Below are 24,054 nucleotides of genomic sequence, written 5' to 3'. Positions count from 1 at the left end.
AAGTGAGAAATAATACTACGCCGTGAAACCGGGTTTGTCTTGGAACAATGTAGGCCTGATAAGCAAAGCGCCATCAGGCATTCATGCGGCACATTGCCGGATGACAACGCTAACGCGTTTTATCCGGCCTGGACGCCGATTAGTGAGATTTGACTGATTTTACGCCCAGCCAGTCGACGATCCCCTGGGCGGCGTGCCGCCCCTCCGCCATGGCCGTCACCACCAGATCCGCACCGCGTACCGCGTCGCCACCGGCAAAGATTTTCGGGTTACTGGTTTGGTAACGGTATGCGCTTTCAACATCGGCGGCAATGCGCCCCCAGTTATCGACCTTAACGCCATGCGACTCCAGCCACGGCATGCCGTGTGGGTGAAAACCAAACGCCATGATCACCGCATCTGCGGGCATCACAAACTCACTCCCGGCGATGGGAACCGGGCGACGACGCCCCTGCGCATCAGGTTCGCCAAGTTGGGTACGTAAGAAACGCACGCCGCTGACTCGCCCATCGGCATGCAACACCAGCTCAACCGGCTGGACGTTAAACTCGAAGTTTGCCCCCTCTTCCCGGGCGTTCTTCACCTCTTTTTTCGAACCCGGCATGTTGGCTTCATCACGACGATAGGCGCAGGTCACCTGGCTTGCACCGTGGCGCAGCGCGGTACGTACACAGTCCATGGCCGTATCGCCTCCGCCCAGAACCACCACGTTCAGTCCGGCGGTATCGATAAACGGTTCTTCAGGCAACTCATCCAGCCCCATCACCTGCTTGGTGTTGGCAATCAGGAACGGCAGCGCATCATATACGCCTGGCGCGTCTTCATTTGGTAGGTCCGCCTTCATGGAACGATAGGTTCCCACCCCCACGAACACGGCATCGTAATCCTCCAGCAACTTTTCAAGTGCGACGTCCTTACCCACTTCACAGTTAAGTTCGAAATGAATCCCCATAGCGCTGAAGATTTCACGGCGACGCGTCAGCAGCGATTTATCCAGTTTGAAGGCCGGAATACCGAACGTCAGCAAACCGCCAATTTCAGGATGGCGATCGTAAACGGTGGCACTGATACCGCTACGCGCCAGCACATCCGCGCAGGCCAGACCCGCCGGACCCGCGCCGATAATGGCAACACGCTTGTCCACTTTCTGCACATGGCTTAAGTCCGGTCGCCACCCTTTACTCAGCGCCCGATCGGAGATGTAACGCTCAATATTACCGATGGTGACTGCGCCATGCTCATTACGCACCGTGCATGCCCCTTCGCAGAGTCGATCCTGCGGGCATACACGCCCGGTCACCTCCGGCAAGCAGTTGGTTTGATGTGAAAGCTCAACCGCGGCATCGATGTTTCCGGCTTTGACCAGCTCAATCCACTGCGGAATGTGGTTATGCAACGGACAGGTCCATTCGCAAATACTGTGGTCGCCGCATTTCAGGCAGCGAGAGGCTTCCCGCTCCGCCTGCGCCGTACGAAACGGCAGATAGATCTCTTCAAAGCTGGTTTTCCGGGCATCAATCGCCAGTTTATCCGGTTCACCACGCGCAGGCGTCGCCTGCATTTGCTCACGTTTGGTGATGACATGTGGAACAAAATCGGTACTGCTGGCGTGCCATGGCTGGCTTTCCAGACTTGCGGTACGCAGCCTACGCGCTTTTGACAGACCGGTAAGCGAATTTTCCGTCACCAACTGTAACGCCTGCGCCGGGCAGTTCTCTACGCAGGCGGGCCCCTGTTCACGCCCCTGGCACAGATCGCATTTGTGCGCGGTGGCTTTCACCTTCCCTTTGGCGACAGGAGTGAGTACGATCTGCATCGTGCCGAAAGGACAGGCAACGACGCACGATTTACAGCCAATGCACTTTTGCGGGTTCACCTGAACGCTGTCGTTATCATGGCTAATTGCCCCATTTGGGCAACTTCTGGCGCAGGGTGCATCTTCGCAGTGGTGACAGGTCACCGCGCTGCGCTGCTGCTGATGTTTAATGACGGTAATTCGGGGCTGAAAATGCCGTTGGCTCAGGACATGCTGTTCGCCATTGTGAGCCATGACGCAGGCGACCTCACAGGCATGGCATCCCAGGCACTGCTGGCTATTGACCATAATAAAACGATTCATGGCTTCCTTCTTTTTTGGTTGCAAAAACCTTATTCTTTATAAGAGTGTTATTAACCGACACGGAAGGAAGCGGCAATGTTCATTTGCCCAGGAAGCACAACTATTTATGCAGAACCTGTGGCAGATCAATTTATTTCATCGCATATGAAATTGTGTTTCAGTTACCATCCAGTTTCATGGCGTTTTATTAACCTTTATCAAATACACCGCATCGTTCACGCTGTTTTCAGGCGCGACGTGTATTGTGTGAGGATGCACAAGTGACGGTAAAGCGTCCGGTCTCGGCCAGTCTGGCTAAAGCTTTTTTCTACATAGTGCTGCTGTCAATTCTCTCAACAGGTATTGCGCTGCTCACGCTGACCAGCAGCTTGCGAGATGCCGAAGCCATCAACGTTGCTGGCTCATTGCGCATGCAAAGCTACCGTCTGGGTTACGATCTGCAAAGCCAGAGCCCGCAGCTTAACGCCCACCGCCAGCTTTTCCAGCAGGCGCTAAACGCACCAGCATTACAGAATCTGAATGCGTGGTATGTGCCACAAGCGGTAAAAAGCCGCTATGGACGTCTGCATGCTAACTGGCTGGAAATGAATGCCCGCCTGATCGACGGCGATTTAAAATGGTACCAGGCCAATATCAACAACTACGTCGATCAAATCGATCTCTTCGTGCTGGCGTTGCAACATTATGCCGAGCGTAAAGTCATGCTGGTATTTGGCATCTCGCTGGCTGGCGGGATCGGCATATTCACCCTCGTCTTCTTTACCCTGCGGCGCATTCGCCAGCAGGTAGTGCGTCCGCTGAATAAACTGGTGATGGCCAGTCAGCAAATTGAACACGGTCAGTTTAATATCCCACCGCTGGATACCGGTTTGCCCAATGAACTGGGGTTGCTGGGCAAAACGTTTAGCCAGATGTCGAGTGAATTACACAAGCTCTATCGCTCGCTGGAAGCGTCTGTTGCCGAGAAAACTCACGATCTCCATGAAGCCAATCGCCGTCTGGAGGTGTTGTATCAGTGCTCCCAGGCGTTAAATACCAGCCAGATTGACGTGCACTGCTTCCGCCATATTTTACAGATCGTCCGCGAACATGACGCCGCGTATTTCCTTGAGCTCACCGTCGGTGATAACTGGCGGATTAGCGAAGGGACTAAAAGCCTGGAGCTGCCGATGCAGATCCTGCCGGTCACTATGCAGGAAACCGTCTACGGCGAACTGCACTGGCAAAGTCCAAACGTCAATGCTTCTACTCCGCTGCTTAACAGCGTTTCCTCAATGCTGGGACGCGGGTTGTACTTCAACCAGGCACAAAAACATTTTCAGCAACTGTTGTTAATGGAGGAGCGAGCGACGATTGCACGCGAACTGCACGACTCGCTGGCACAGGTGCTCTCTTATTTACGCATTCAGTTGACGCTGCTGAAGCGTTCAATTCCGGAAGATAACGCCCCAGCGCAAAGCATCATGGCGGATTTCTCCCAGGCGCTGAACGATGCCTACCGTCAGCTACGCGAACTGCTCACCACCTTCCGTCTGACCTTACAACAGGCAGACTTACCCTCCGCCCTGCATGAAATGCTGGAAACGCTGCAAAATCAAACCTCAGCTAAACTCACACTCGACTGTCGGTTACCCACGCTGGCGTTGGATGCGCAAATGCAAGTGCACCTGTTGCAGATCATCCGCGAAGCGGTGCTGAACGCCATTAAGCATGCCAGTGCGAGCGAAATTGCCGTCAGTTGCGTAACGGCTCCGGACGGCAACCACACGGTTTATATCCGCGATAACGGCATCGGCATTGGCGAGCCGCATGAGCCTACAGGGCACTATGGACTAAATATTATGCGTGAGCGGGCGGAAAGACTAAGCGGCACGTTGACCTTCTCTCAACCTTCCGGAGGAGGAACGTTGGTAAGCATCAGTTTCCGTTCGGCTGAATCAGACAGTGATCTAACGTAAAGAACCGCAAAGCGCCGTCGGGTCTGGATCCAGGCCTGACGGCGTTGGCACGAAAGGTATGCTGTAAACGGGCATGATAATTTACATTATCTTCTTTTTTTCTCCACGTTTGACCCGTACCTTGCCGCTAAAGTGAAGCAAGCCATACCCATAACGATACGCAGAAACACGAGGTCCTCTTTTAATGGCGAATTTTTTCATCGATCGCCCCATTTTTGCCTGGGTGTTAGCTATCCTGTTGTGCCTGACAGGAGCCCTGGCTATTTTTTCACTGCCCGTTGAGCAATATCCCGATCTGGCGCCGCCAAACGTACGGGTCACCGCCAACTATCCTGGCGCCTCGGCTCAGACTCTGGAAAACACCGTCACCCAGGTGATCGAGCAGAACATGACTGGTCTCGATAACCTGATGTACATGTCGTCGCAGAGCAGCGGGACAGGCCAGGCATCAGTTACACTGAGCTTTGTCGCCGGAACCGATCCTGATGAGGCCGTCCAGCAGGTGCAAAACCAGCTGCAATCGGCAATGCGTAAACTGCCGCAGGCGGTACAGGATCAGGGGGTCACGGTGCGTAAGACCGGGGACACCAATATTCTGACAATCGCCTTTGTCTCCACCGATGGCTCAATGGATAAGCAGGACATCGCCGACTATGTCGCCAGTAACATTCAGGATCCGCTCAGCCGTATTAACGGCGTGGGGGATATTGACGCTTACGGCTCACAGTACTCCATGCGTATCTGGCTTGACCCGGCCAAACTGAACAGTTTCCAGATGACCGCTAAAGATGTGACCGACGCTATCGAGTCACAAAATGCGCAGATTGCGGTCGGACAACTTGGCGGTACGCCTTCGGTGGACAAGCAGGCGCTGAACGCGACGATCAACGCCCAGTCGCTACTGCAGACTCCGGATGAATTCCGCGCCATTACTCTACGTGTCAACCAGGATGGCTCAGAAGTTAAACTGGGCGATGTGGCGACGGTCGAAATGGGTGCTGAAAAGTATGATTACCTCAGCCGCTTTAATGGAAATCCTGCCTCCGGTCTGGGCGTGAAGCTGGCTTCGGGTGCCAATGAAATGGCGACGGCGGAACTGGTCATTAACCGTCTGAACGAGCTGTCGCAATATTTTCCACATGGGCTGGAATATAAGGTGGCATATGAAACCACCTCCTTTGTCAAAGCCTCAATCATCGACGTGGTAAAAACCCTGCTGGAAGCGATCGCGCTGGTATTCCTCGTGATGTACCTGTTCCTGCAAAACTTCCGCGCCACGCTGATTCCCACCATCGCCGTTCCCGTCGTCCTGATGGGTACCTTCTCCGTGCTTTACGCCTTTGGCTATAGCGTTAACACCTTGACGATGTTTGCGATGGTGCTGGCGATCGGCCTGCTGGTCGATGACGCCATTGTGGTAGTGGAAAACGTCGAGCGTATTATGAGTGAGGAAGGGCTCACACCGCGGGAAGCGACGCGGAAATCGATGGGGCAAATCCAGGGCGCGCTGGTTGGTATTGCCATGGTGCTGTCGGCGGTATTTATCCCGATGGCCTTCTTCGGCGGCACTACCGGGGCTATTTACCGCCAGTTCTCGATTACTATCGTCTCCGCAATGGTGCTGTCTGTTCTGGTGGCGATGATCCTCACTCCTGCTCTGTGCGCCACCCTGCTCAAACCGCTGCATAAGGGCGAGCATCACGGACAAACCGGTTTCTTCGGCTGGTTTAACCGAATGTTTAATCGCAACGCCGAGCGCTACGAAAAAGGCGTTGCCAGGATCCTGCACCGCAGCCTGCGCTGGATACTGATCTACGGCCTGCTGCTCGGCGGAATGGTTTTCCTGTTCCTGCGCCTGCCAACCTCCTTCCTGCCGCTGGAAGACCGCGGCATGTTTACCACCTCGGTACAGCTGCCCAGCGGCTCCACACAGCAGCAAACATTGAAAGTGGTTGAGGAAGTAGAGAAGTATTACTTCACCCATGAGAAAGACAACATTATGTCGGTCTTTTCCACGGTCGGTTCAGGCCCTGGCGGGAACGGTCAAAACGTGGCGCGTATGTTTGTCCGTTTAAAAGACTGGGATGAGCGCGACACCACTACCGGAACCTCTTTCGCCATCATTGAACGTGCGACCAAGGCCTTTAATAAGATTAAAGAAGCCCGCGTCTTCGCCAGTAGCCCTCCGGCTATCAGTGGCCTCGGAAGCTCTGCCGGTTTCGATATGGAGCTGCAGGATCACGCTGGTGCGGGGCATGACGCGTTAATGGCCGCGCGCGACAAGTTGATTGAGCTGGCCGGGAAGGATTCTTCCCTGACCCGCGTTCGTCATAACGGTCTGGACGACAGCCCGCAGTTGCAAATTGATATCGATCAGCGCAAAGCCCAGGCACTGGGCGTTTCCATCGACGACATCAACGATACATTGCAAACGGCCTGGGGTTCCAGCTACGTCAATGACTTTATGGACCGCGGTCGCGTGAAGAAGGTTTACGTGCAGGCGGCAGCAAAATATCGCATGCTCCCTGACGACATCAATTTGTGGTACGTCCGTAATAACAACGGTGGCATGGTGCCTTTCTCGGCCTTTGCCACGTCGCGCTGGGAAACCGGTTCACCGCGTCTGGAACGCTACAACGGCTACTCCGCGGTCGAGATTGTCGGAGAAGCCGCGCCCGGCGTCAGTACCGGTACAGCGATGGACATAATGGAATCGCTGGTGCGCCAGTTGCCGACCGGATTCGGCCTCGAATGGACTGCGATGTCTTATCAGGAACGGCTGTCGGGTTCTCAGGCCCCCGCCCTGTACGCCATTTCTCTGCTGGTGGTATTCCTGTGTCTGGCGGCCCTGTATGAAAGCTGGTCAGTTCCCTTCTCCGTCATGCTGGTTGTGCCGCTGGGGGTCATTGGTGCTCTGCTGGCGACCTGGATGCGCGGTCTGGAAAACGACGTGTACTTCCAGGTCGGGTTACTTACCGTTATCGGGCTATCGGCGAAGAACGCAATCTTGATTGTTGAATTCGCCAATGAGATGAACGAGAAAGGACACGATCTGCTCGATGCCACGCTCCACGCCTGTCGCCAGCGCTTGCGTCCGATTCTGATGACCTCGCTGGCGTTTATCTTTGGGGTTCTGCCGATGACCATCAGCAGTGGCGCAGGTTCTGGCGGTCAACATGCGGTGGGGACAGGCGTAATGGGTGGAATGATTTCAGCCACTATCCTGGCGATTTACTTCGTGCCCCTGTTCTTTGTGCTGGTACGCAGACGCTTCCCGTTGAAACCGCGCCCGGAATAATCGGGCACAAAAAAGGCGACTTACGTTGAGTCGCCTTTTTTTATCCTTTACAGGATATGAATTTCTTCCAGAAAATTATTTACGAAGCATCACTTCGATAAAGTCTTTCCAGTTCCCCAGTTCACGTTCAATCATAACAACCTCTCTTATTATTATGAGCATTCTACAAAATCATCATCATCAAAAGAAGAACATTTAACCGATGGTTGTGATTACATCCTCCCGTGTTTGGGGTTTATGTGATCACTATGCGCCATACCCATAAATTTTATGTGACTTACTGCAATATTTTGAAATATTCATACATCATCTACTACTTTTGCAATTCTGATGGAAAAACAGTCTGATGCAAACAGGCAGATTCTGATTTTTAGTTATACGGTATTTTTGGAGCTTTCAGGAATCATTATTCACTGTTGTTCAACAATGTTATATTTTTCTATAACGATTGAATGACAATATGTATTATTCATTGCCACATAATAAAAGAATAAATATTCAAATTACGTCAATAAGGATTCAAATGATCACCCTCTACGGCATTAAGAATTGCGACACGATTAAAAAAGCCAGACGCTGGTTGGAAGCACAAGGTATTGACTATCGCTTTCATGATTATCGCGTCGACGGTCTTGACAATACGCTATTACAGTCCTTTATCAGCGAATTAGGTTGGGAAGCGCTGATCAATACACGTGGAACCACCTGGCGTAAACTCGATGAATCCACGCGCAGTCAAATCACCGATGCGGCTTCCGCCGCCGCATTGATGATTGAAATGCCAGCAATTATCAAACGCCCATTGCTCTGCGCGCCGGGTAAGCCTATGCTGCTTGGTTTCAGTGAATCCAGTTATACTCTGTTTTTTAATGAGGTGTAGTCTATGTCGTGCCCGGTTATTGAGCTGACACAGCAGCTTATTCGCCGTCCTTCCCTGAGCCCGGATGATGCCGGGTGCCAGGCGTTAATAATTGAACGCCTGCGCGCGGTAGGTTTTACCGTTGAGCGTATGGATTTTGGTGACACACAGAATTTTTGGGCATGGCGCGGTAAAGGTGAGACCCTGGCATTTGCCGGTCACACCGACGTAGTGCCCGCCGGCGATGTCGATCGTTGGATCAATCCACCGTTCGAACCGACCATTCGCGATGGCATGCTGTTCGGGCGTGGCGCTGCCGATATGAAAGGCTCACTGGCAGCGATGGTCGTGGCCGCAGAGCGTTTTGTCGCCCAGCATCCAAACCATCAGGGTCGTCTGGCATTTTTGATAACGTCCGACGAAGAAGCCAGCGCCAAAAACGGCACCGTAAAGGTGGTTGAAGCACTGATGGCGCGTAATGAGCGACTGGATTATTGTCTGGTTGGCGAACCGTCCAGCACGGAAATCGTTGGCGACGTGGTCAAGAATGGACGTCGTGGTTCACTGACCTGCAACCTGACCATTCATGGCGTGCAGGGGCACGTAGCCTATCCGCATCTGGCCGATAACCCGGTACACCGCGCGGCGCCAATGCTCAACGAACTGGTGGCGATTGAGTGGGACCAGGGTAACGAGTTCTTCCCGGCGACCAGCATGCAGATTGCCAATATTCAGGCAGGCACCGGCAGCAACAACGTTATCCCCGGCGAACTGTTTATCCAGTTCAACTTCCGTTTCAGCACTGAGCTGACCGATGAGATGATTAAAGCACGGGTTCACGCGCTGCTGGAGAAACATCAGTTGCGCTATACCGTCGACTGGTGGCTTTCCGGTCAGCCGTTCCTGACTGAACGCGGTAAACTGGTGGATGCAGTAGTGAACGCCATTGAGCACTATAATGAGATTAAACCGCAGTTACTGACTACAGGCGGGACGTCCGACGGGCGCTTTATTGCCCGCATGGGGGCACAGGTAGTCGAACTTGGGCCGGTCAACGCCACTATTCATAAAATAAATGAATGTGTTAATGCCGCCGACCTGCAGCTGCTTGCCCGTATGTATCAACGTATCATGGAGCAACTCGTCGCCTGATGAGTGTTCCTGCAAGAGGAAAAATACATGGACTGGCTAGCAAAATATTGGTGGATTCTGGTGTTGGTGTTTCTGGTAGGCGTGCTGCTTAACGTTATCAAAGATCTCAAGCGCGTCGATCCAAAGAAATATCTGGCCAACAAACCGGAGCTTCCCCCGCATCGTGACTTTAACGATAAATGGGATGACGACGACGATTGGCCGAACAAGGATCAACCGAAGAAATAATTTCCAGGCCAATAAGTCACGTAGGCCCGGTAAGCGTTAGCACCACCGGGCGTTAAGTGCCGGATGGCAACGCTTCGCGTTTTATCCGGCCTACGGTTATCAATCAGATCATCTCAATCACATCATCATCGTGAGGCTTACCGCCGCTCAGCGCTTCATCAAAATAGTGCTTCGGTACGGTAAAACGCAGATGATCGAGCGCAAACTGCATGCTGCGTTCATCAATGGCGTGCCCCAGGTTTTCGACGATATCCAGCGTCACATCCCCACCCGCAGCAATTAATGCCTCCTGCGCGGCAACGGCATGGGAGAGCTCTATCACCCGGTCTTCACCACCGTGAATCAAATGCACCGTCGTTGCGGTAGTTGCAACCTCCGGTAAGGTGGCATAGCGACCATTGAAGGCAATGACCCGCGACGCCAGCCCCGGCTCGGCTTTGATGCTCTCAAGCGACATAATCGACCCCTGAGAAAAACCAATCAGCGCGGTTGCCTGCGGTGAAACGCCGCTTTGTTTCTGCCAGTAGCGCACGGTTTCGATAAACACCGGCATAATCGCGTCGATACGCGCCTGGCGGTTCTCTTCCGTTACGCCCTGTACCGAAAACCACTGACGTCCGGAAGTCGTACCGTAAGGCTCTGCCCCGCCAATGCTGACGATTAACGCATCCGGAAACAGCGGCGCAAACCAGGAGCCAATTTCACCCATGGCAACCGGGTTATCGCCGACGCCATGAAACAGCAGCAGTAGCTGTTGAGCGGGTTTATCGGGACTTTGAACAACAAAATGGTCATGTTTCATGGCGATCTCCTTAACTGATGAGAATCATTCTACGCCGCTTAACCGCAATGACCATGCCAGGAAATTGAAGATGTTAGTGAAAAAATTGCCATTGCATAATGCGATTATGTAGCCGCTGTTCACGTTCAGCATCCAGCTGATTTAACGCTTGTGCCGCTTCGGCGCGCTGAACGACCAGCAGCGCTTTACGACCTGAGATCTTCAGCTGTTGGCACAATTCGGCGTCGCTGCGTTTAGCCTGTATACGTCCGCGCAATGCCGGAAGAGGTAATTCACTGTGCTCAAGCAGACGACTCAGACAGCCTAGCGACGTCAATAATGGCCGATGCGCGAAGGCAAACCCAGCCAGCTCAGCCCAGTCATCCTCATTAAGCGTAGTCTCTTTCAGCGGGACCAGCGGAATGCTCTCACCATTCCATCGCGCAAGGATTTCCGCATCACGCCGCAAATGCTGGTGCTCCCGCTCGGCAAGGCGCTTTCCCGCTTCGCTGATCGGCAGCAACGCCATGGCGGTATAACAGCCGCTGCTGGCTTCCCGGTGATTTCCCATTCGCACCAGCACAAAACCGCAGCGCTGCCAGAAACGCCATAGTTCAGCCGTATACCCAAAACTGACCGAGAGATAGTCACACGATGTGGAATAGTGGTGGGCCAGCACAATCAGCTGTTGCCCAATACCTTCTCTTTGGCGCGCAGGATGAACCGCAATTCGACTGACTCGTCTCCCGACGAGCGTCGCCGCCAACGGGTCACCACCGTGCGCCGCCAGCGACTGTGCAACCAGATTCCCCCTCGGTCGACGATATCCGGCCCAGACGGCCTGGCTTAATTCTGCGGATAGTCCCCCTTCATCGACCAGCCAGACAGCACCCGCCACTGAGTCAGCGGTTGATGCCTGAAGAAAATGCTGACCAGGCGCGTCCATCATTCGCCGCAGGTCTAATGGCGAGGTGCGATAATGCGCTCCGGAGAGCAACTGGTATACCGCTAACGGCAGCGCCGGGCTAGCATCCCAGGACTGTTGCTCAAATGCCGAGAAGTGAAGCTCCCCCAATGGGGCATGCGTGAACGTTTCATCATCAAACACCAGCGCATCGCTGACAATTTGCTCCAGCGGACATCCCTGTGCCCAGCGTACGGGTTGTTGCAACTCATAGCGTCGAAGATTGGGGAAGCGGGCGCAGAATTTCAGCAAGAAGCCTCTACCCGTTCCCTCGTAGCCTTGTACTGTAGTGGTTAACAGCGTACGAGGAAAACGCGCCACCAGTTGGTGTAGCAGCGGCGCGGGGATCGCGGCGGCTTCATCCACAATCAGCCAGTCTGCGGTTTCAGAACTGCTTAATAGTGCATCCGGCGCCATAAAGCGGTAACGCTCTGCAGCAAATTGTGCCAGCACATCCGTTGCAGCTTTGGCAGGTGCGGTCACAATCGCAGTGCCGTTAATCCGCGCTATGAGTTGCCCTGCCAGAGCGGATTTGCCCCGACCCCGTGCGGCCGTCACCGCAACCACACCGGGAGGCATAGCCAGCAAATGATTTAATATCATCGCCTGTTCTGGTTGGGGTTCGCCGGTTGCCGCAAGCCAAGCTGCGCGAGCAGGAAAGTGCGGACAGGAAACCGGCTGATGCTGCTGCCAGTGCAGAGCCTGTCTATCGAGGGAAATCACCCGTTTGACGTGCTCAACAAAGTGCGGTGTGGGAATGGGCTCAGCACAATCGCTCCAGCGTAGTGAATCCACGTCTGGATGCGTGTGCCAGGAATGCCAGGGTGGGGTCAGCAAAACCAGCCAACTGCCGGCAAGCAGTGTACCGCTTAAGGCGGCAAACGCCGCAGCGTCAAATCCCTGCCCGGCGTCGAAAACTGCATGACGAAACTCGCGCCCCAGTAACGTTTGCAGCGCCTGTGGCGTACAGTTCGGTTCAGCAGGGGCATTCGCCCCTACCCACAACCAGTCGCCGGGTAATATGTCGCGTAGCGCTAACGCCTGCCCCTGACACCAGTTCTCCTCGCCGCTGATAATCAGCAAACGACGGATCCCCTCACGAGCCATCTGTTCGGTTAACGCCCTCAGCGCCGTGTTATCGGACATCCCTGCCTCTGTATCTTAAATACCTTTACCAAAGGTATTACATTGTCCCGGATCGCCGCTATCAAAGCCGCGCTTGAACCAGGTAAAACGCTGTTCAGAGGTTCCGTGAGTAAAGCTGTCCGGTACGACGCGTCCTTGTCCTTGCTGTTGCAGGCGATCGTCACCAATGGCCTGTGCGGCGTTTAGTGCCTCTTCCAGGTCACCAGACTCCAGCACGCCCTGCTGCTGCATGCTGTGGCCCCAGACACCGGCAAAGCAGTCCGCCTGCAGTTCCATACGAACGGAAAGACGGTTCACCTCAGCTTGTGAGGCGTTTTGTTGCATCTGGCGAACTTTCGGTTCAATACCCAGCAGTTTCTGCACGTGGTGACCCACTTCATGGGCGATAACATAGCCCTGCGCAAAATCACCATCAGCGCCCAGCTTGTTTTTCATGTCGTCATAGAATGAAAGGTCGATATATACCGTACCATCTGCCGGACAATAAAACGGCCCCATCACGGACTGGCCCGCGCCGCAGCCGGTGCGCGTCGCGCCCCGGTACATCACCAGCTTCGGCTGTTGGTAGGTGCGGCCCATTTTTTCAAACTGCTGTCCCCAGGTATCTTCTGTTGTAGCCAGAATCACCGAGGTAAATTTTGCCGCTTCATCATCGTTTGGGCTGATGGAGCGTGATGATTGTTGTTGGGAGACCGGCTGGCCGGTCATTAATCCGGTGAGATCCACGCCATAATAACCCGCCACCAGCACCACAATCAGCAGGATGATACCGCCTTTACCACTGGGCAGACGAAAACCAGGCCCACCCATAGAGGGGCCGCCGCCAGAGCTGTTTCGTCTGTCTTCCACGTTGTCACTTTCACGACGCCCTTGCCAGCGCATAATCACCTCAACTTTTTATTCATTATGATGATGATCGTAGGCGGTTCGGAACAGGATTACCATAAGAAATAGTAATCAAATCAGGTGGGGTTAATGAGCCGGAGAGCGATCGCCGGCTCAGGGGAAGATTAGTCTAACTTCACACCCAGGCGATGCGCGACGGCTTCATAGGCTTCGATCAGGCCGCCCAGACTCTGGCGGAAGCGATCTTTGTCCATTTTATCCAGAGTTTCTTTGTCCCACAGGCGGCTACCGTCCGGTGAGAATTCATCACCCAGGACGACTTCACCTTTATACAAACCAAACTCAAGTTTGAAGTCGACCAGAATCAGACCAGCATCATCAAACATCTTTTTCAGCACGTCGTTAGCTTTGTAGGTCAGCTCTTTCATACGTGCCAGATTCTCTTTGCTCACCCAACCAAAAGTTTCGCAATAGGAATCGTTAATCATTGGATCGTGCATAGCATCGTTTTTCAGGAACAGATCAAACAGCGGCGGATTCAGTTCAATACCTTCCTCAACGCCTAAACGCTTAACCAGAGAGCCTGCCGCGCGGTTACGTACCACACATTCAACCGGTACCATATCCAGCTTTTTCACCAGACATTCGGTATCAGAAAGCAGTCGCTCCATCTGGGTAGGAATACCCGCTTCTTGCAGTTTAGTCATAATGAAATGGTTGAATTTGTTGTTCACCATGCCTTTACGGTCAAACTGTTCAATGCGCGCGCCATCCCCTGCTGACGTATCATTGCGGAATTCGAGCACCAACAGGTCCGGGTTTTCCGTGCTGTATACGGTCTTCGCTTTACCACGATACAACTCAGCTTGCTTTTGCATCTTTATTACTCCTGGGTGTGAATTAACGATAAATATTGCGTTTTTCTGCCGACGCACACGTTTGCGTATCATATCAGAAAAAAAGGGCTGGAGTTATCCAGCCCTTTATTTTTACTTACTGAACGCTGCCTGGAAGACAGCGACCAGCGCGTCGTTCTGGCTTTGCGTCAGGGTATGCCCCTTCGGATCGATAAACTGCAAGCTACTGCGGTTGTCTAAATCACCGACCTGCAGTTTATAGTCGCCGGATACCAGACCTGGGTCACTTGCGCCCAGCTCCTGCCAGCTGCTATCAGACAGAGGTTTGTAGGTCACCGCGATGCTACCCTGAGAACGGGTGCTGTCGGTTACCTTCATCCCCACTTTCTCAAGCGCTGCTGGCAGACGCTGCCATACCACGTTGAACGGTCCGCGTACCACCAGCATTGGTAAACCGGTGTCATCGGCTGCGCTCTGAACATCCATGGTGGCTGCAGAGCGGTTCTGCGCGGCATTCGCGGCGTCGGTGGCGTTCTTATCCAGACCAGCAGAGATAACGTTCATCATCTCAGCGCTGTAACGCTGCATTGATGCCGCATCGGCTACGGGTTTACCCGCCTGCTCGAGGTTAACCAGTTTCACCGTTACCGCTTGCTGATAGCCCTGCGGTTTAACCGAGATTTGATAACGTCCACGGTACTGCTCGTCTTCATCCAGACGGTTCCAGTCAACCCAGTCGGTGGTCAGCGTCTGGCTGGCATCATCACGTTTGGTGATCGTGTAGTTTTTAGACTGAATGACGCTCACGACCTGCGGCCACAGCGTGTTGCCACGACCATTTTCCACCAGCAACGTTGAGGTATCGCCTGCGATTTGCGTGCGAGCGCCAGTGACTAACGCTAACGGCTGAGCCGGTGGACGAATATCCAGCGCTTTACCCACGGCACCACTGCCGTTGGTTACCGGGATATTATAGTCGCCCGACATAACCGGCAAAATCATCCCAGCTGGAGCATGAAGCTCAGCAAGCGGTGCGGCCTCCAGATAGGATTCATCACCGCTCACCTGGCGCTTATAGCGCGAGTCAGAGCTACAGGCCGCGAGCAACATAACAAGCGAAACACCCGCAACCTTGGCCAGGCGCGACTTTTGTACTGAGTAAGCCATCAAATCTCCCTAAACTTTACAGCAAACCAGCATGCTTAAGCGCCGCTTTGACGATTTCACGAGCATTGTCCGTGATTGGCGTCATCGGCAGACGTAGCGTATCGGTCGCCACAAGTCCCAACTCCTTACACGCCCATTTCACGGGAATAGGATTGGGTTCGACAAATAGTTTGTTGTGTAACGGCATCAGACGCTGGTTAATCACCCGCGCCTCGGCAAATTGCCCGGCTGCCGCCAGTTTGCACATTTCAGCCATATCACGTGCCGCAACGTTAGACGTTACAGAAATCACGCCATGACCACCGAGCTGCATAAAATCCAGTCCGGTCGCGTCATCACCGCTGAGCAGAATAAAGTCGTCCGAAACCAGCTCTTTGATCTGGTGAACGCGACTTAAGTTCCCCGTGGCCTCTTTAATAGCGATAATATTTTTAACTTTCGCCAGACGACCAACGGTTTCCGGCAGCATATCGCAGCCAGTACGGGACGGCACATTATACAGAATTTGCGGCAGGTCAGTATGCTCAGCGATGGCTTTGAAATGCTGGAACAAACCTTCCTGGGTTGGGCGGTTGTAGTAAGGCGTCACCGTCAGGCAGCCAACAACACCGCTGTCGTTGAAACGCTGCGTCAGACTAATGGCTTCCGCGGTCGCATTGGCGCCGGTTCCGGCAATAACCGGAATACGCCCGTCAGCCAGCTCCAGCGTCATCATCACCACATCGCCATGTTCATCATGACTCAGGGTGGCGGACTCACCGGTGGTGCCAACAGAAACGATCGCCGAGGTGCCGCTGGCGACATGATAATCAATCAGTTTTTTCAGGCTCGACCGGCAGACTTTACCTTTCTCATCCATCGGCGTAACAAGCGCGACAATACTTCCCGTGAACATGGGCCATCCTCTGTGCAAACAAGTGTCTCAATGGTACGTTTGGTACGACAATAAAAGCAAGCGACCAGAGCCGTTCTGATTGTTGTATGCATGTTTTTTTTATGCTTTCCTTATGATTACCTCACCGCTCAAAGGAAGAACAGGTTTGACATCGTCATCGCAACACTATCTGGTCATTACTGCGCTGGGTGCCGACCGCCCAGGAATTGTGAACACCATCACACGTCATGTCAGCAGTTGCGGCTGTAATATCGAAGACAGCCGACTGGCCATGCTGGGTGATGAGTTCACGTTTATCATGTTGCTGTCGGGCACCTGGAATGCCATCACCCTGATTGAATCAACCCTGCCATTAAAAGGCGCAGAGCTGGATTTACTCATTGTGATGAAGCGCACGACCGCGCGCCCTCGTCCGGCGATGCCTGCTACGGTATGGGTGCAGGTCGATGTCCCTGATTCTCCCCATTTGATTGAACGCTTCACCGCACTGTTTGACAGCCACCAAATGAATATTGCGGAACTGGTTTCACGCACGCAACCGGCTGAGAATGGAAAGGCGGCGCAGTTGTTTATTCAAATTACCGCACATAGTCCTGCGTCACATGATTCGGCAAATATTGAAGATGCGTTTAAAGCACTCTGTACAGAACTCAATGCGCAAGGCAGTATTAACGTCGTCAATTACTCACAGCATGATGAACAGGATGGAGTTAAGTAATGAACCCACTGAAAGCCGGTGATATCGCACCGAAATTTAGCTTGCCGGATCAAGACGGAGAACAAGTAAATTTAACCGACTTCCAGGGACAGCGTGTTCTGGTTTATTTTTACCCGAAAGCCATGACACCCGGCTGTACCGTACAGGCCTGCGGCTTGCGCGATAACATGGATGAGTTAAAAAAAGCTGGTGTTGAAGTGCTGGGGATCAGCACCGACAAACCAGAGAAGCTTTCCCGATTCGCGGAGAAAGAAGTCCTGAATTTCACGCTCCTGTCCGATGAAGATCATCAGGTTTGCGAGCAGTTCGGCGTCTGGGGTGAGAAGTCATTTATGGGCAAAACCTACGATGGCATCCACCGCATCAGCTTCCTGATTGATGCCGAAGGCAAAATTGAGCACGTGTTCGATGACTTCAAAACCAGCAATCACCACGACGTGGTACTGAACTGGCTGAAAGAGAACGCCTGATTTACGTTTTGCTGGAAAAAGCCTGATGGCGCTTCGCTTATCAGGCCTGCGCAGCTTATTAATATTGCGAAACTTGTAGGCCGGGTGAGGCGTAGCCGCCACCCGGCATAAACGTGAATCTGTACTTTTTCAGGCTGACATCCGCATAAACGTTTATTCAAACGTCCCTTTTACGCAGGCCTTCTTCTCTCTGACCACGGCTTTTCCCTTCGCCCAAAGGTGATTAACCTCCAACGCATCGTTAAGCACCAGAATGTCCGCATCGCATCCCACCGCCAGGCGCCCCTTATGTTCGAGCCCTAAAAATTCTGCGACCGTACGCGTCAGCGGACAGAGCGCCTGTTCCAGCGGTATGGCATGAACTTTCACCAACTGGCGCACCGTTTCAGCCAGTGATTCAAACCCCGCGACACCGATACCGATGAGATTACCTAACTCATCAAATTCCGGCTGGCTGCCGTTGCCATCCGAGCTAAGGGTAATGCGCGACAGTGGCACGTTCTGCCGCAGCGCCGTGGCGATAGCCGTGGCGGGGTCGACGGGCTCATCAATGCTGCTGGTAATGTCGATATAACCACCTTTACGAGCATACTCCAGCGCCGCCTGGAACAACGGTTCCGCACGGTTAACGTGTGTCGGCAACAGTTTAGTAATCGGCACATCGCAGCAGTTGAGGATCTGGTACAACGGTTCCAGCATGCGTGGGCTATCGCCCATATGGAATACACTGATCCCCGGTTTGCGTCCTAACAATCCACCGACGCGCGACTGCGCCGCCATGTTTGCCAGCACCGAGGTATCTGGGGCTGAGGAACGATGGTCCGAAATCGCACATTTTACGCCAATGATTTTATCGATCAGCGCCACGTCGCGATCGATGCTGCCGGTGATGGTCGGGGAAGGCAGAGAATACGCCCCAGTAAGCATCCATGCACTGATGCCTTCAAACTCCAGCGCGCGGGTTTTTGCCAGCAGCGATTCCGGGTGACGGGTAATACCATCGGTACCCAGCAAACCGACTACCGAAGTTACACCAGCTTCAACCAGGCGTGACAAGCGTACTTCCGGCGTGCGGGTATGCGGCCCTGCTTCCCCGCCGCCGCCAATCAGATGGACGTGTTGATCGATAAATCCTGGGCACACAATCGCGCCGTCAAGATTGATACACTCGCAACCGGGAAAGTCTTCAGGAGAAATTGACGGGGCGATGGCAACAATTTTACTGCCGGAGACCAGTATATCCTGTCGCCCTAAATCTTCCGGTGCGTACACGTGTCCCTGCTGGAACAACGTCAAATTAAGAATTGAACAGTTCATAACCTTCCTTGTCAGGCAATTACCTGCATAACCCAAATAGAGAGCAGCGCATTAATGACGCATACCGCAATAATCAGCGGGTAGTAACGGGGATGGACCCCCGCAGTTCCCAGGCAGCGTCCCACATTTTGCACCGGATTGCCCATCAGGTAGATTGCCGGTAGCAATACAGTCGCATCATGTCCCGAAAGCGTACCAGCAACAACCAGACTGGCACAAACGCCGACGCCGCCTCCCATACTCATCACCGCCGCCAGCAGCACGGTGGCAGATTCCCCCGGTAGCCCCCACAACGCCATCACCGGTTCGCACACCCGCCCGACAATCTCGAGCAATCCCGTCACCTTCAGCGCCTGAATAATCACAAACGCCATCACCACGTTAGGTAACAGGCTGGTTGTAGCAATTGTAAACCCGCGCCGCGCGCCATCGATAAACATATCCATGACGTTTTTACGTACCTGCGTTGTCATCTCAGACCTCCTGCTGCAGACGGCGATTTTCCAGCTGCGCAATCCACAAACGCAGCAGGTTCGCTCCCACAAATTTGAAGACAAGGATCACCGCCAGCGGCGTAATCACCGGAACGGTAACCACCGTAAACAGCGCAGCGCCAGAGGAAAAATAGTTGGTAATACACGCGCTGCCGCTGGTTTGCCAGCAGGCAAAAATGGCACGCTCCTGTTCAGTAATAATGCCCTCTTCCGCCATCTCTTTGGTCATCCCGGCCGCGGCATCGGTATTTTGCAAATTCGCAATTAGCGCCAGCGAACAAACTCCCGGAATACCGAGTAACGGGCGCAGGACCGGCGTCATCAGCTGTTGTGCCGCACGTAACCCCCCCAATCCTTCGGTGACGGAAATAATCCCGAGTGAAAGAATGACGGAAGGTGCCAGTTCAAGCGCGAATAAGAAGCCGTCTTTGGCTCCCATCCCTCCAGAGCCGCGAAAAGAGACCGCCGTATCGCCTGCGGCATTAATCTGCCCAAACGCGCCGTTGAGGACGGTGAAGTCAAAGACCCGCCACCATTCGGTACTTTTCGCAAACATGCCGGAAAAAAGGATAATCGTAATAAAAAAAGCGAGATAACCGCCCCATCCCACCTTTTGCTGCGTGTGTGTGTTGTGACCCATTTTGTTCTCCTGTTGGTCTTATTCCTTGCGTGACAGAAAGACATCACGCAGGTCAAGTTAAAGACAAATGCGGAGAAAAACGACAGCAGAAGAGATTATTCAGAAAGTGTGGATAGAGGTCAGACAAGTTCGGATCCGGCGACATGATATCGCCGGATCTTGCAGATTAGGGTTCGTCAACGACCTGACCATCCGGCCAGGCGTGCATTACCGCTTTGATTAACGTCGCCAGAGGGATCGCAAAGAATACGCCCCAGAATCCCCACAGACCACCGAAAATCACCACGGAGAGAATAATCACCAGTGGATGCAGATTGACCGCCTCGGAGAACAGCACGGGAACCAGCAGATTGCCGTCCAGCGCCTGGATAATCAGGTACACGGCAAAACAGCTCCAGAACTCGGTGCCAAGCCCGAACTGAAACAGCGCCACGCCAACTACCGGAATCGTCACCACAAAAGCGCCGATATACGGGATCAGCACAGAGAACCCTACCAGCACCGCCAGCAGCAGCGAATAGTTGAGACCAAACAGCAGGAAGCCGAGCCAGGTCGCCACGCCGACCACCACCATTTCCAGCACCTTTCCGCGGATATAGTTGGTGATTTGCTGGTTCATCTCTTTCCACACCTGCCCCGCCAGCCCACGATTACGCGGCAGCACCCGGCGCACGGCGTTCAGCATCTGTCCTTTATCTTTGATCAGGAAGAACACCATCAACGGGACGAGAACCAGATAGACCGCCAGGGTCAGCAATCCAACCAGTGAGGCTAACGAATATTTCACCACCGAATCGCCCATGGTGAGCATTCGCGAGCGCATATTTTCCGCCATCGCATCAATGATGCCCGCATCCATCAGCGCCGGATAACGCCGCGGCAAGGTGGCAGCAAAATCAGACAATTTATTAAGCATGCCAGGCATGTCGCGGATCAGATAGATCCCCTGCTGCCATGCAACGGGCATCACCACAAACGCCATCAGCAGCAAAATACCGACAAACACCACCAGCACAATCGATGTCGCCCAACGCCGTGAACACCCAATATGTTCCAGCCGCACAGTCGGCCATTCAAGCAGGTACGCCAGCACTATGGCGACCAGTAGCGGCGCCAGAAGACCGCTAAAAAAGAACAGGATGCCAAAACCGGCAACCAGAATAATCAGCAGGGCGATGGCTTCGGGGTCGCTAAAGCGGCGACGATACCATTGCATCAACATTTCGAGCATAAAACCCTTCCATGAACCCAATAGCGGGATTGCGATCCCGAATTGTATCGAAATGTCACAAAAAAGACTTCGCTTTTTATGGCTGATTACGCAAAGTGAAAAGACATTTTTCCTGGGTGTTCATCGTCAGGTTTCGCAGTTACACTCCGTAAGCTTGCGGAGTGTGAACGATACTTCACAGCATTGGTCAAATGGCTATCTCAAAAAAGAATACAGGACAGAGGTTATGTTCAGGCAGTTGAAAAAAAACCTGGTTGCTACCCTCATTGCCGCACTGACTATCGGTCAGGTTGCGCCCGCATTTGCTGATACTGCGGACACCCTGCCTGATATGGGAACGTCGGCAGGCAGTACGCTTTCCATAGGACAGGAAATGCAGATGGGCGATTATTACGTACGCCAACTGCGCGGCAGTGCGCCATTAATTAATGATCCATTGCTCACCCAATACATTAATGCGCTGGGGATGCGTCTGGTCTCGCACGCCGACTCGGTAAAAACACCCTTCACATTCTTTTTGATTAACAACGATGAAATCAACGCCTTTGCTTTCTTTGGCGGCAACGTTGTCTTGCACTCCGCACTGTTCCGCTATTCCGACAACGAAAGCCAGTTAGCATCGGTCATGGCGCACGAAATCTCCCACGTCACTCAGCGCCACCTGGCGCGTGCAATGGAAGATCAGAAACGCAGTGCGCCGCTAACGTGGGTAGGTGCGCTAGGTTCAATTTTATTAGCGATGGCTAGCCCGCAAGCGGGTATGGCGGCGCTGACCGGTACGCTGGCGGGAACACGTCAGGGGATGATTAGCTTTACGCAACAAAACGAACAGGAAGCAGATCGCATCGGTATTCAGGTGCTACAACGCTCGGGATTCGATCCCCAGGCCATGCCGACGTTCCTCGAAAAACTGCTCGATCAGGCCCGTTACTCTTCGCGTCCGCCGGAAATTTTGCTGACTCACCCTCTGCCTGAAAGCCGCCTGTCAGATGCCCGTAACCGCGCCAACCAGATGCGTCCGGTGGTCGTCCAGTCGTCAGAAGATTTTTATCTGGCTAAGGCACGAACCTTGGGCATGTACAACTCTGGTCGTAACCAGTTGACCGATGACCTGCTGAGTAACTGGTCGAAAGGCAACGTACGTGAGCAACGTGCGGCGCAATATGGTCGGGCATTGCAGGCGATGGAAGCCAGCAAATATGACGAGGCGCGTAAAGCGCTGCAACCGCTGCTGGCAGCAGACGCGAACAATGCCTGGTATCTCGACCTGGCAACGGATATCGATCTCGGCCAGAAGAAAACCAGTGATGCCATTAACCGCCTGAAAAACGCCCGCGACCTGCGCACTAACCCGGTACTGCAGCTCAACCTGGCGAATGCGTATCTACAGGGCGGGCAAGCCAAAGAGGCGGCAACCATCCTGAATCGCTATACGTTTAACCATAAGGACGACCCTAACGGCTGGGATCTGTTAGCGCAAACGGAAGCCAACCTGAACAACCGCGATCAGGAGCTGGCGGCGCGGGCGGAGGGGTATGCCCTCGCTGGACGTCTGGATCAGGCGATTTCGATGCTCAGCAGCGCAAGCTCTCAGGTGAAACTGGGTAGCCAGCAACAGGCCAGATACGATGCTCGTATCGACCAGCTACGCCAGCTGCAAGAGCGCTTTAAACCCTACACGAAGATGTAATTATCGAACCCTTGCCGGATGGCGACGCTGTAGCGTCTTATCCGGCCTACGTCAGACGCGATATGTAGGCCGGATAAGGTCTTTTGGCCGCCATCCGGCAGTATTGTTATGCAAGGAGAAGTCATGTCAGACGCGATTAAAATCTACCATAACCCACGCTGCTCCAAGAGCCGTGAAACGCTGGAATTACTGAAGTCCAATGGCGTGGACCCGGAAGTGGTGCTGTATCTGGAAACCCCGGCTGACGCCGCGACCCTGCGTGAACTTCTGCAGATGCTGGGTATGTCCAGCGCGCGTGAGCTGATGCGCCAGAAAGAGGATCTCTATAAATCGCTTAACCTGGCGGACAAAAATCTGAGTGAAGATGCGCTGATTCAGGCAATGGTGGAAAACCCAAAACTGATGGAGCGCCCGATCGTAGTTGCCAAAGGTCAGGCTCGAATTGGACGTCCGCCGGAGCAGGTACTGGAAATCGTCGGTTAACCGAAACCTGCCGCAGTCATTTGGCTGCGGCGCTTACAACTTCAGAATTTCTTTTACGAACGGAATGGTCAGCTTACGCTGGGCGGTGATCGATGCGTGATCAAGCTGATCCAACGTCATAAACAGCGTACGCATTTCCCGATCCAGACGCTTAAGCAGAAAGCGGCCCACATCTTCCGGCAGTTCAAATCCGCGAAGTCTGGCGCGTAATTGCAACGCCTGCAGCTTATCTTCATCGGAAAGTGGTTGCAGCTTGTAGATTTGCCCCCAGTCCAGACGCGAAGCGAGATCCGGCAATCCCAGATTCAACTGTCTTGGTGGACGATCGCCGGTGATCAGCAGGCGTGTTTTCCCCGACTCCAGGATACGGTTGTAGAGATCAAAGATCGCCATTTCCCACAGCGAATCACCGGCCACACATTCGATGTTATCGATGCATACCAGCGATAAATGCTCCATCCCGTCGAGCACCTCGGGGACGAACCAGGTGCGTTTGTCGAGCGGCACGTAGCCTACCGCATCGCCGCGCGCGGACAGTTCCGCACAGGCTGCATGCAGCAAATGACTACGGCCAGCGCCTTCACGCGACCAGAGATAAATATACCCGCTATGTTCCTGACGCAGCACGTTTTGCAGTGCAGCCAGTAAAGAGGAGTTATCCCCCGGCCAGAAACTTGCGAAAGTTTCGTCGTCAGGAAGATAAAGTGGCAAAGAGAGCTGTGCCGGTGTGTTCAGAGATAC

At 53.6% G+C, this 24,054-nt stretch carries 22 protein-coding genes; 9 read left to right on the top strand and 13 right to left on the bottom strand.

Annotation, left to right across the window (positions count from 1 at the left end):
• Positions 1–139: 139 nt before the first annotated feature.
• Positions 140–2,119: a formate-dependent uric acid utilization protein AegA gene (aegA, locus tag OGV85_RS13540; RefSeq protein ID WP_061547549.1), complete on the bottom strand. Its 1,980-nt coding sequence runs from the start codon at positions 2,117–2,119 to the stop codon at positions 140–142.
• Between the two features lie 260 nt (positions 2,120–2,379).
• Between aegA and narQ the strand changes: the two genes are divergently transcribed.
• Positions 2,380–4,077, top strand: a complete 1,698-nt coding sequence (narQ, locus tag OGV85_RS13535) for a nitrate/nitrite two-component system sensor histidine kinase NarQ (RefSeq protein ID WP_003037982.1) — start codon at positions 2,380–2,382, stop codon at positions 4,075–4,077.
• Between the two features lie 184 nt (positions 4,078–4,261).
• A complete protein-coding gene (gene acrD / locus OGV85_RS13530; RefSeq protein ID WP_003847241.1) occupies positions 4,262–7,375 on the top strand; it encodes a multidrug efflux RND transporter permease AcrD in 3,114 nt (1,037 codons plus the stop codon).
• A 75-nt stretch (positions 7,376–7,450) separates the two neighbouring features.
• On the opposite strand, the gene ypfM is transcribed toward acrD, so the two are convergent.
• On the bottom strand, positions 7,451–7,510 hold the full coding sequence (ypfM, locus tag OGV85_RS13525; protein WP_001386977.1) for a protein YpfM: 60 nt from the start codon (positions 7,508–7,510) through the stop codon (positions 7,451–7,453).
• 388 nt (positions 7,511–7,898) lie between these two features.
• Here ypfM and OGV85_RS13520 point away from each other — a divergent pair, with 388 nt between their 5' ends.
• From OGV85_RS13520 to OGV85_RS13510, 3 genes are read left to right on the top strand one after another with little or no spacing between them, the layout of a single operon-like run.
• On the top strand, positions 7,899–8,255 hold the full coding sequence (locus OGV85_RS13520; RefSeq protein ID WP_003037978.1) for an ArsC family reductase: 357 nt from the start codon (positions 7,899–7,901) through the stop codon (positions 8,253–8,255).
• Positions 8,256–8,258: 3 nt separating this feature from the next.
• Positions 8,259–9,386 carry a succinyl-diaminopimelate desuccinylase gene (dapE, locus tag OGV85_RS13515; protein WP_061548211.1) on the top strand — a complete coding sequence of 376 codons (1,128 nt, stop codon included), beginning with the start codon at positions 8,259–8,261 and terminating at the stop codon, positions 9,384–9,386.
• 27 nt (positions 9,387–9,413) lie between these two features.
• On the top strand, positions 9,414–9,614 hold the full coding sequence (locus tag OGV85_RS13510; RefSeq protein ID WP_003037974.1) for a membrane protein: 201 nt from the start codon (positions 9,414–9,416) through the stop codon (positions 9,612–9,614).
• Positions 9,615–9,717: 103 nt separating this feature from the next.
• Here the strand turns inward: OGV85_RS13510 and ypfH are convergent, their stop codons facing one another.
• The 6 genes from ypfH to dapA all read right to left on the bottom strand — a co-directional run bounded on the left by ypfH (position 9,718) and on the right by dapA (position 16,270).
• The gene (gene ypfH / locus OGV85_RS13505) at positions 9,718–10,416 is read right to left on the bottom strand and encodes an esterase (RefSeq protein WP_003037972.1); all 699 of its coding nucleotides are present in this window, start codon (positions 10,414–10,416) and stop codon (positions 9,718–9,720) included.
• A gap of 73 nt (positions 10,417–10,489) precedes the next feature.
• The gene (locus OGV85_RS13500) at positions 10,490–12,505 is read right to left on the bottom strand and encodes a tRNA(Met) cytidine acetyltransferase TmcA (protein WP_061548212.1); all 2,016 of its coding nucleotides are present in this window, start codon (positions 12,503–12,505) and stop codon (positions 10,490–10,492) included.
• 15 nt (positions 12,506–12,520) lie between these two features.
• Positions 12,521–13,387: a KPN_02809 family neutral zinc metallopeptidase gene (gene ypfJ, locus OGV85_RS13495; protein WP_003037967.1), complete on the bottom strand. Its 867-nt coding sequence runs from the start codon at positions 13,385–13,387 to the stop codon at positions 12,521–12,523.
• A gap of 128 nt (positions 13,388–13,515) precedes the next feature.
• Entirely contained in the window at positions 13,516–14,229 is a 714-nt protein-coding gene (gene purC / locus OGV85_RS13490) for a phosphoribosylaminoimidazolesuccinocarboxamide synthase (RefSeq protein WP_003037964.1), read from the bottom strand.
• A gap of 111 nt (positions 14,230–14,340) precedes the next feature.
• Positions 14,341–15,375: an outer membrane protein assembly factor BamC gene (gene bamC, locus OGV85_RS13485; RefSeq protein WP_032937846.1), complete on the bottom strand. Its 1,035-nt coding sequence runs from the start codon at positions 15,373–15,375 to the stop codon at positions 14,341–14,343.
• 16 nt (positions 15,376–15,391) lie between these two features.
• Positions 15,392–16,270 (bottom strand): 4-hydroxy-tetrahydrodipicolinate synthase, encoded by an 879-nt coding sequence (dapA, locus tag OGV85_RS13480; protein WP_003037957.1) that lies wholly within the window; start codon positions 16,268–16,270, stop codon positions 15,392–15,394.
• 145 nt (positions 16,271–16,415) lie between these two features.
• Here dapA and OGV85_RS13475 point away from each other — a divergent pair, with 145 nt between their 5' ends.
• Together OGV85_RS13475 and bcp are read left to right on the top strand one after the other, a co-directional pair.
• On the top strand, positions 16,416–16,988 hold the full coding sequence (locus tag OGV85_RS13475; RefSeq protein WP_003037954.1) for a glycine cleavage system transcriptional repressor: 573 nt from the start codon (positions 16,416–16,418) through the stop codon (positions 16,986–16,988).
• A complete protein-coding gene (bcp, locus tag OGV85_RS13470; RefSeq protein ID WP_003037951.1) occupies positions 16,988–17,458 on the top strand; it encodes a thioredoxin-dependent thiol peroxidase in 471 nt (156 codons plus the stop codon). The genes OGV85_RS13475 and bcp overlap by 1 nt, the downstream gene beginning before the upstream one ends.
• Positions 17,459–17,611: 153 nt before the next feature.
• On the opposite strand, the gene iadA is transcribed toward bcp, so the two are convergent.
• The 4 genes from iadA to OGV85_RS13450 form a co-directional block, all read right to left on the bottom strand.
• On the bottom strand, positions 17,612–18,775 hold the full coding sequence (gene iadA, locus OGV85_RS13465; protein ID WP_044714600.1) for a beta-aspartyl-peptidase: 1,164 nt from the start codon (positions 18,773–18,775) through the stop codon (positions 17,612–17,614).
• Between the two features lie 11 nt (positions 18,776–18,786).
• A complete protein-coding gene (locus tag OGV85_RS13460; RefSeq protein ID WP_003037948.1) occupies positions 18,787–19,248 on the bottom strand; it encodes a YjiG family protein in 462 nt (153 codons plus the stop codon).
• A gap of 1 nt (position 19,249) precedes the next feature.
• A complete protein-coding gene (locus OGV85_RS13455; protein ID WP_003847228.1) occupies positions 19,250–19,909 on the bottom strand; it encodes a nucleoside recognition domain-containing protein in 660 nt (219 codons plus the stop codon).
• 166 nt (positions 19,910–20,075) lie between these two features.
• Positions 20,076–21,140: an AI-2E family transporter gene (locus OGV85_RS13450; RefSeq protein ID WP_003037941.1), complete on the bottom strand. Its 1,065-nt coding sequence runs from the start codon at positions 21,138–21,140 to the stop codon at positions 20,076–20,078.
• Positions 21,141–21,366: 226 nt separating this feature from the next.
• Here OGV85_RS13450 and bepA point away from each other — a divergent pair, with 226 nt between their 5' ends.
• Positions 21,367–22,830 (top strand): beta-barrel assembly-enhancing protease, encoded by a 1,464-nt coding sequence (gene bepA / locus OGV85_RS13445; protein ID WP_003037939.1) that lies wholly within the window; start codon positions 21,367–21,369, stop codon positions 22,828–22,830.
• Between the two features lie 123 nt (positions 22,831–22,953).
• The gene (arsC, locus tag OGV85_RS13440; RefSeq protein WP_003037937.1) at positions 22,954–23,313 is read left to right on the top strand and encodes an arsenate reductase (glutaredoxin); all 360 of its coding nucleotides are present in this window, start codon (positions 22,954–22,956) and stop codon (positions 23,311–23,313) included.
• 33 nt (positions 23,314–23,346) lie between these two features.
• On the opposite strand, the gene OGV85_RS13435 is transcribed toward arsC, so the two are convergent.
• Positions 23,347–24,048: a DnaA inactivator Hda gene (locus tag OGV85_RS13435; RefSeq protein ID WP_211924219.1), complete on the bottom strand. Its 702-nt coding sequence runs from the start codon at positions 24,046–24,048 to the stop codon at positions 23,347–23,349.
• Between the last annotated feature and the right edge of the window lie 6 nt (positions 24,049–24,054).

The organism is Citrobacter sp. Cf132 (genome assembly GCF_030333885.1).
In the GTDB taxonomy this organism is placed as follows: domain Bacteria; phylum Pseudomonadota; class Gammaproteobacteria; order Enterobacterales; family Enterobacteriaceae; genus Citrobacter; species Citrobacter freundii.
This window is presented reverse-complemented; position numbering and strand designations above follow the sequence as displayed.

Excerpts from the sequence above, each read along its gene's own strand:
- aegA (WP_061547549.1), bottom strand. The coding sequence starts at position 2,119 with ATGAATCGTTTTATTATGGTCAATAGCCAGCAGTGCCTGGGATGCCAT.
- acrD (WP_003847241.1), top strand. The coding sequence starts at position 4,262 with ATGGCGAATTTTTTCATCGATCGCCCCATTTTTGCCTGGGTGTTAGCT.
- OGV85_RS13520 (WP_003037978.1), top strand. The coding sequence starts at position 7,899 with ATGATCACCCTCTACGGCATTAAGAATTGCGACACGATTAAAAAAGCC.
- dapE (WP_061548211.1), top strand. The coding sequence starts at position 8,259 with ATGTCGTGCCCGGTTATTGAGCTGACACAGCAGCTTATTCGCCGTCCT.
- OGV85_RS13510 (WP_003037974.1), top strand. The coding sequence starts at position 9,414 with ATGGACTGGCTAGCAAAATATTGGTGGATTCTGGTGTTGGTGTTTCTG.
- ypfH (WP_003037972.1), bottom strand. The coding sequence starts at position 10,416 with ATGAAACATGACCATTTTGTTGTTCAAAGTCCCGATAAACCCGCTCAA.
- OGV85_RS13500 (WP_061548212.1), bottom strand. The coding sequence starts at position 12,505 with ATGTCCGATAACACGGCGCTGAGGGCGTTAACCGAACAGATGGCTCGT.
- ypfJ (WP_003037967.1), bottom strand. The coding sequence starts at position 13,387 with ATGCGCTGGCAAGGGCGTCGTGAAAGTGACAACGTGGAAGACAGACGA.
- purC (WP_003037964.1), bottom strand. The coding sequence starts at position 14,229 with ATGCAAAAGCAAGCTGAGTTGTATCGTGGTAAAGCGAAGACCGTATAC.
- bamC (WP_032937846.1), bottom strand. The coding sequence starts at position 15,375 with ATGGCTTACTCAGTACAAAAGTCGCGCCTGGCCAAGGTTGCGGGTGTT.
- dapA (WP_003037957.1), bottom strand. The coding sequence starts at position 16,270 with ATGTTCACGGGAAGTATTGTCGCGCTTGTTACGCCGATGGATGAGAAA.
- bcp (WP_003037951.1), top strand. The coding sequence starts at position 16,988 with ATGAACCCACTGAAAGCCGGTGATATCGCACCGAAATTTAGCTTGCCG.
- iadA (WP_044714600.1), bottom strand. The coding sequence starts at position 18,775 with ATGAACTGTTCAATTCTTAATTTGACGTTGTTCCAGCAGGGACACGTG.
- OGV85_RS13460 (WP_003037948.1), bottom strand. The coding sequence starts at position 19,248 with ATGACAACGCAGGTACGTAAAAACGTCATGGATATGTTTATCGATGGC.
- OGV85_RS13455 (WP_003847228.1), bottom strand. The coding sequence starts at position 19,909 with ATGGGTCACAACACACACACGCAGCAAAAGGTGGGATGGGGCGGTTAT.
- OGV85_RS13450 (WP_003037941.1), bottom strand. The coding sequence starts at position 21,140 with ATGCTCGAAATGTTGATGCAATGGTATCGTCGCCGCTTTAGCGACCCC.
- bepA (WP_003037939.1), top strand. The coding sequence starts at position 21,367 with ATGTTCAGGCAGTTGAAAAAAAACCTGGTTGCTACCCTCATTGCCGCA.
- arsC (WP_003037937.1), top strand. The coding sequence starts at position 22,954 with ATGTCAGACGCGATTAAAATCTACCATAACCCACGCTGCTCCAAGAGC.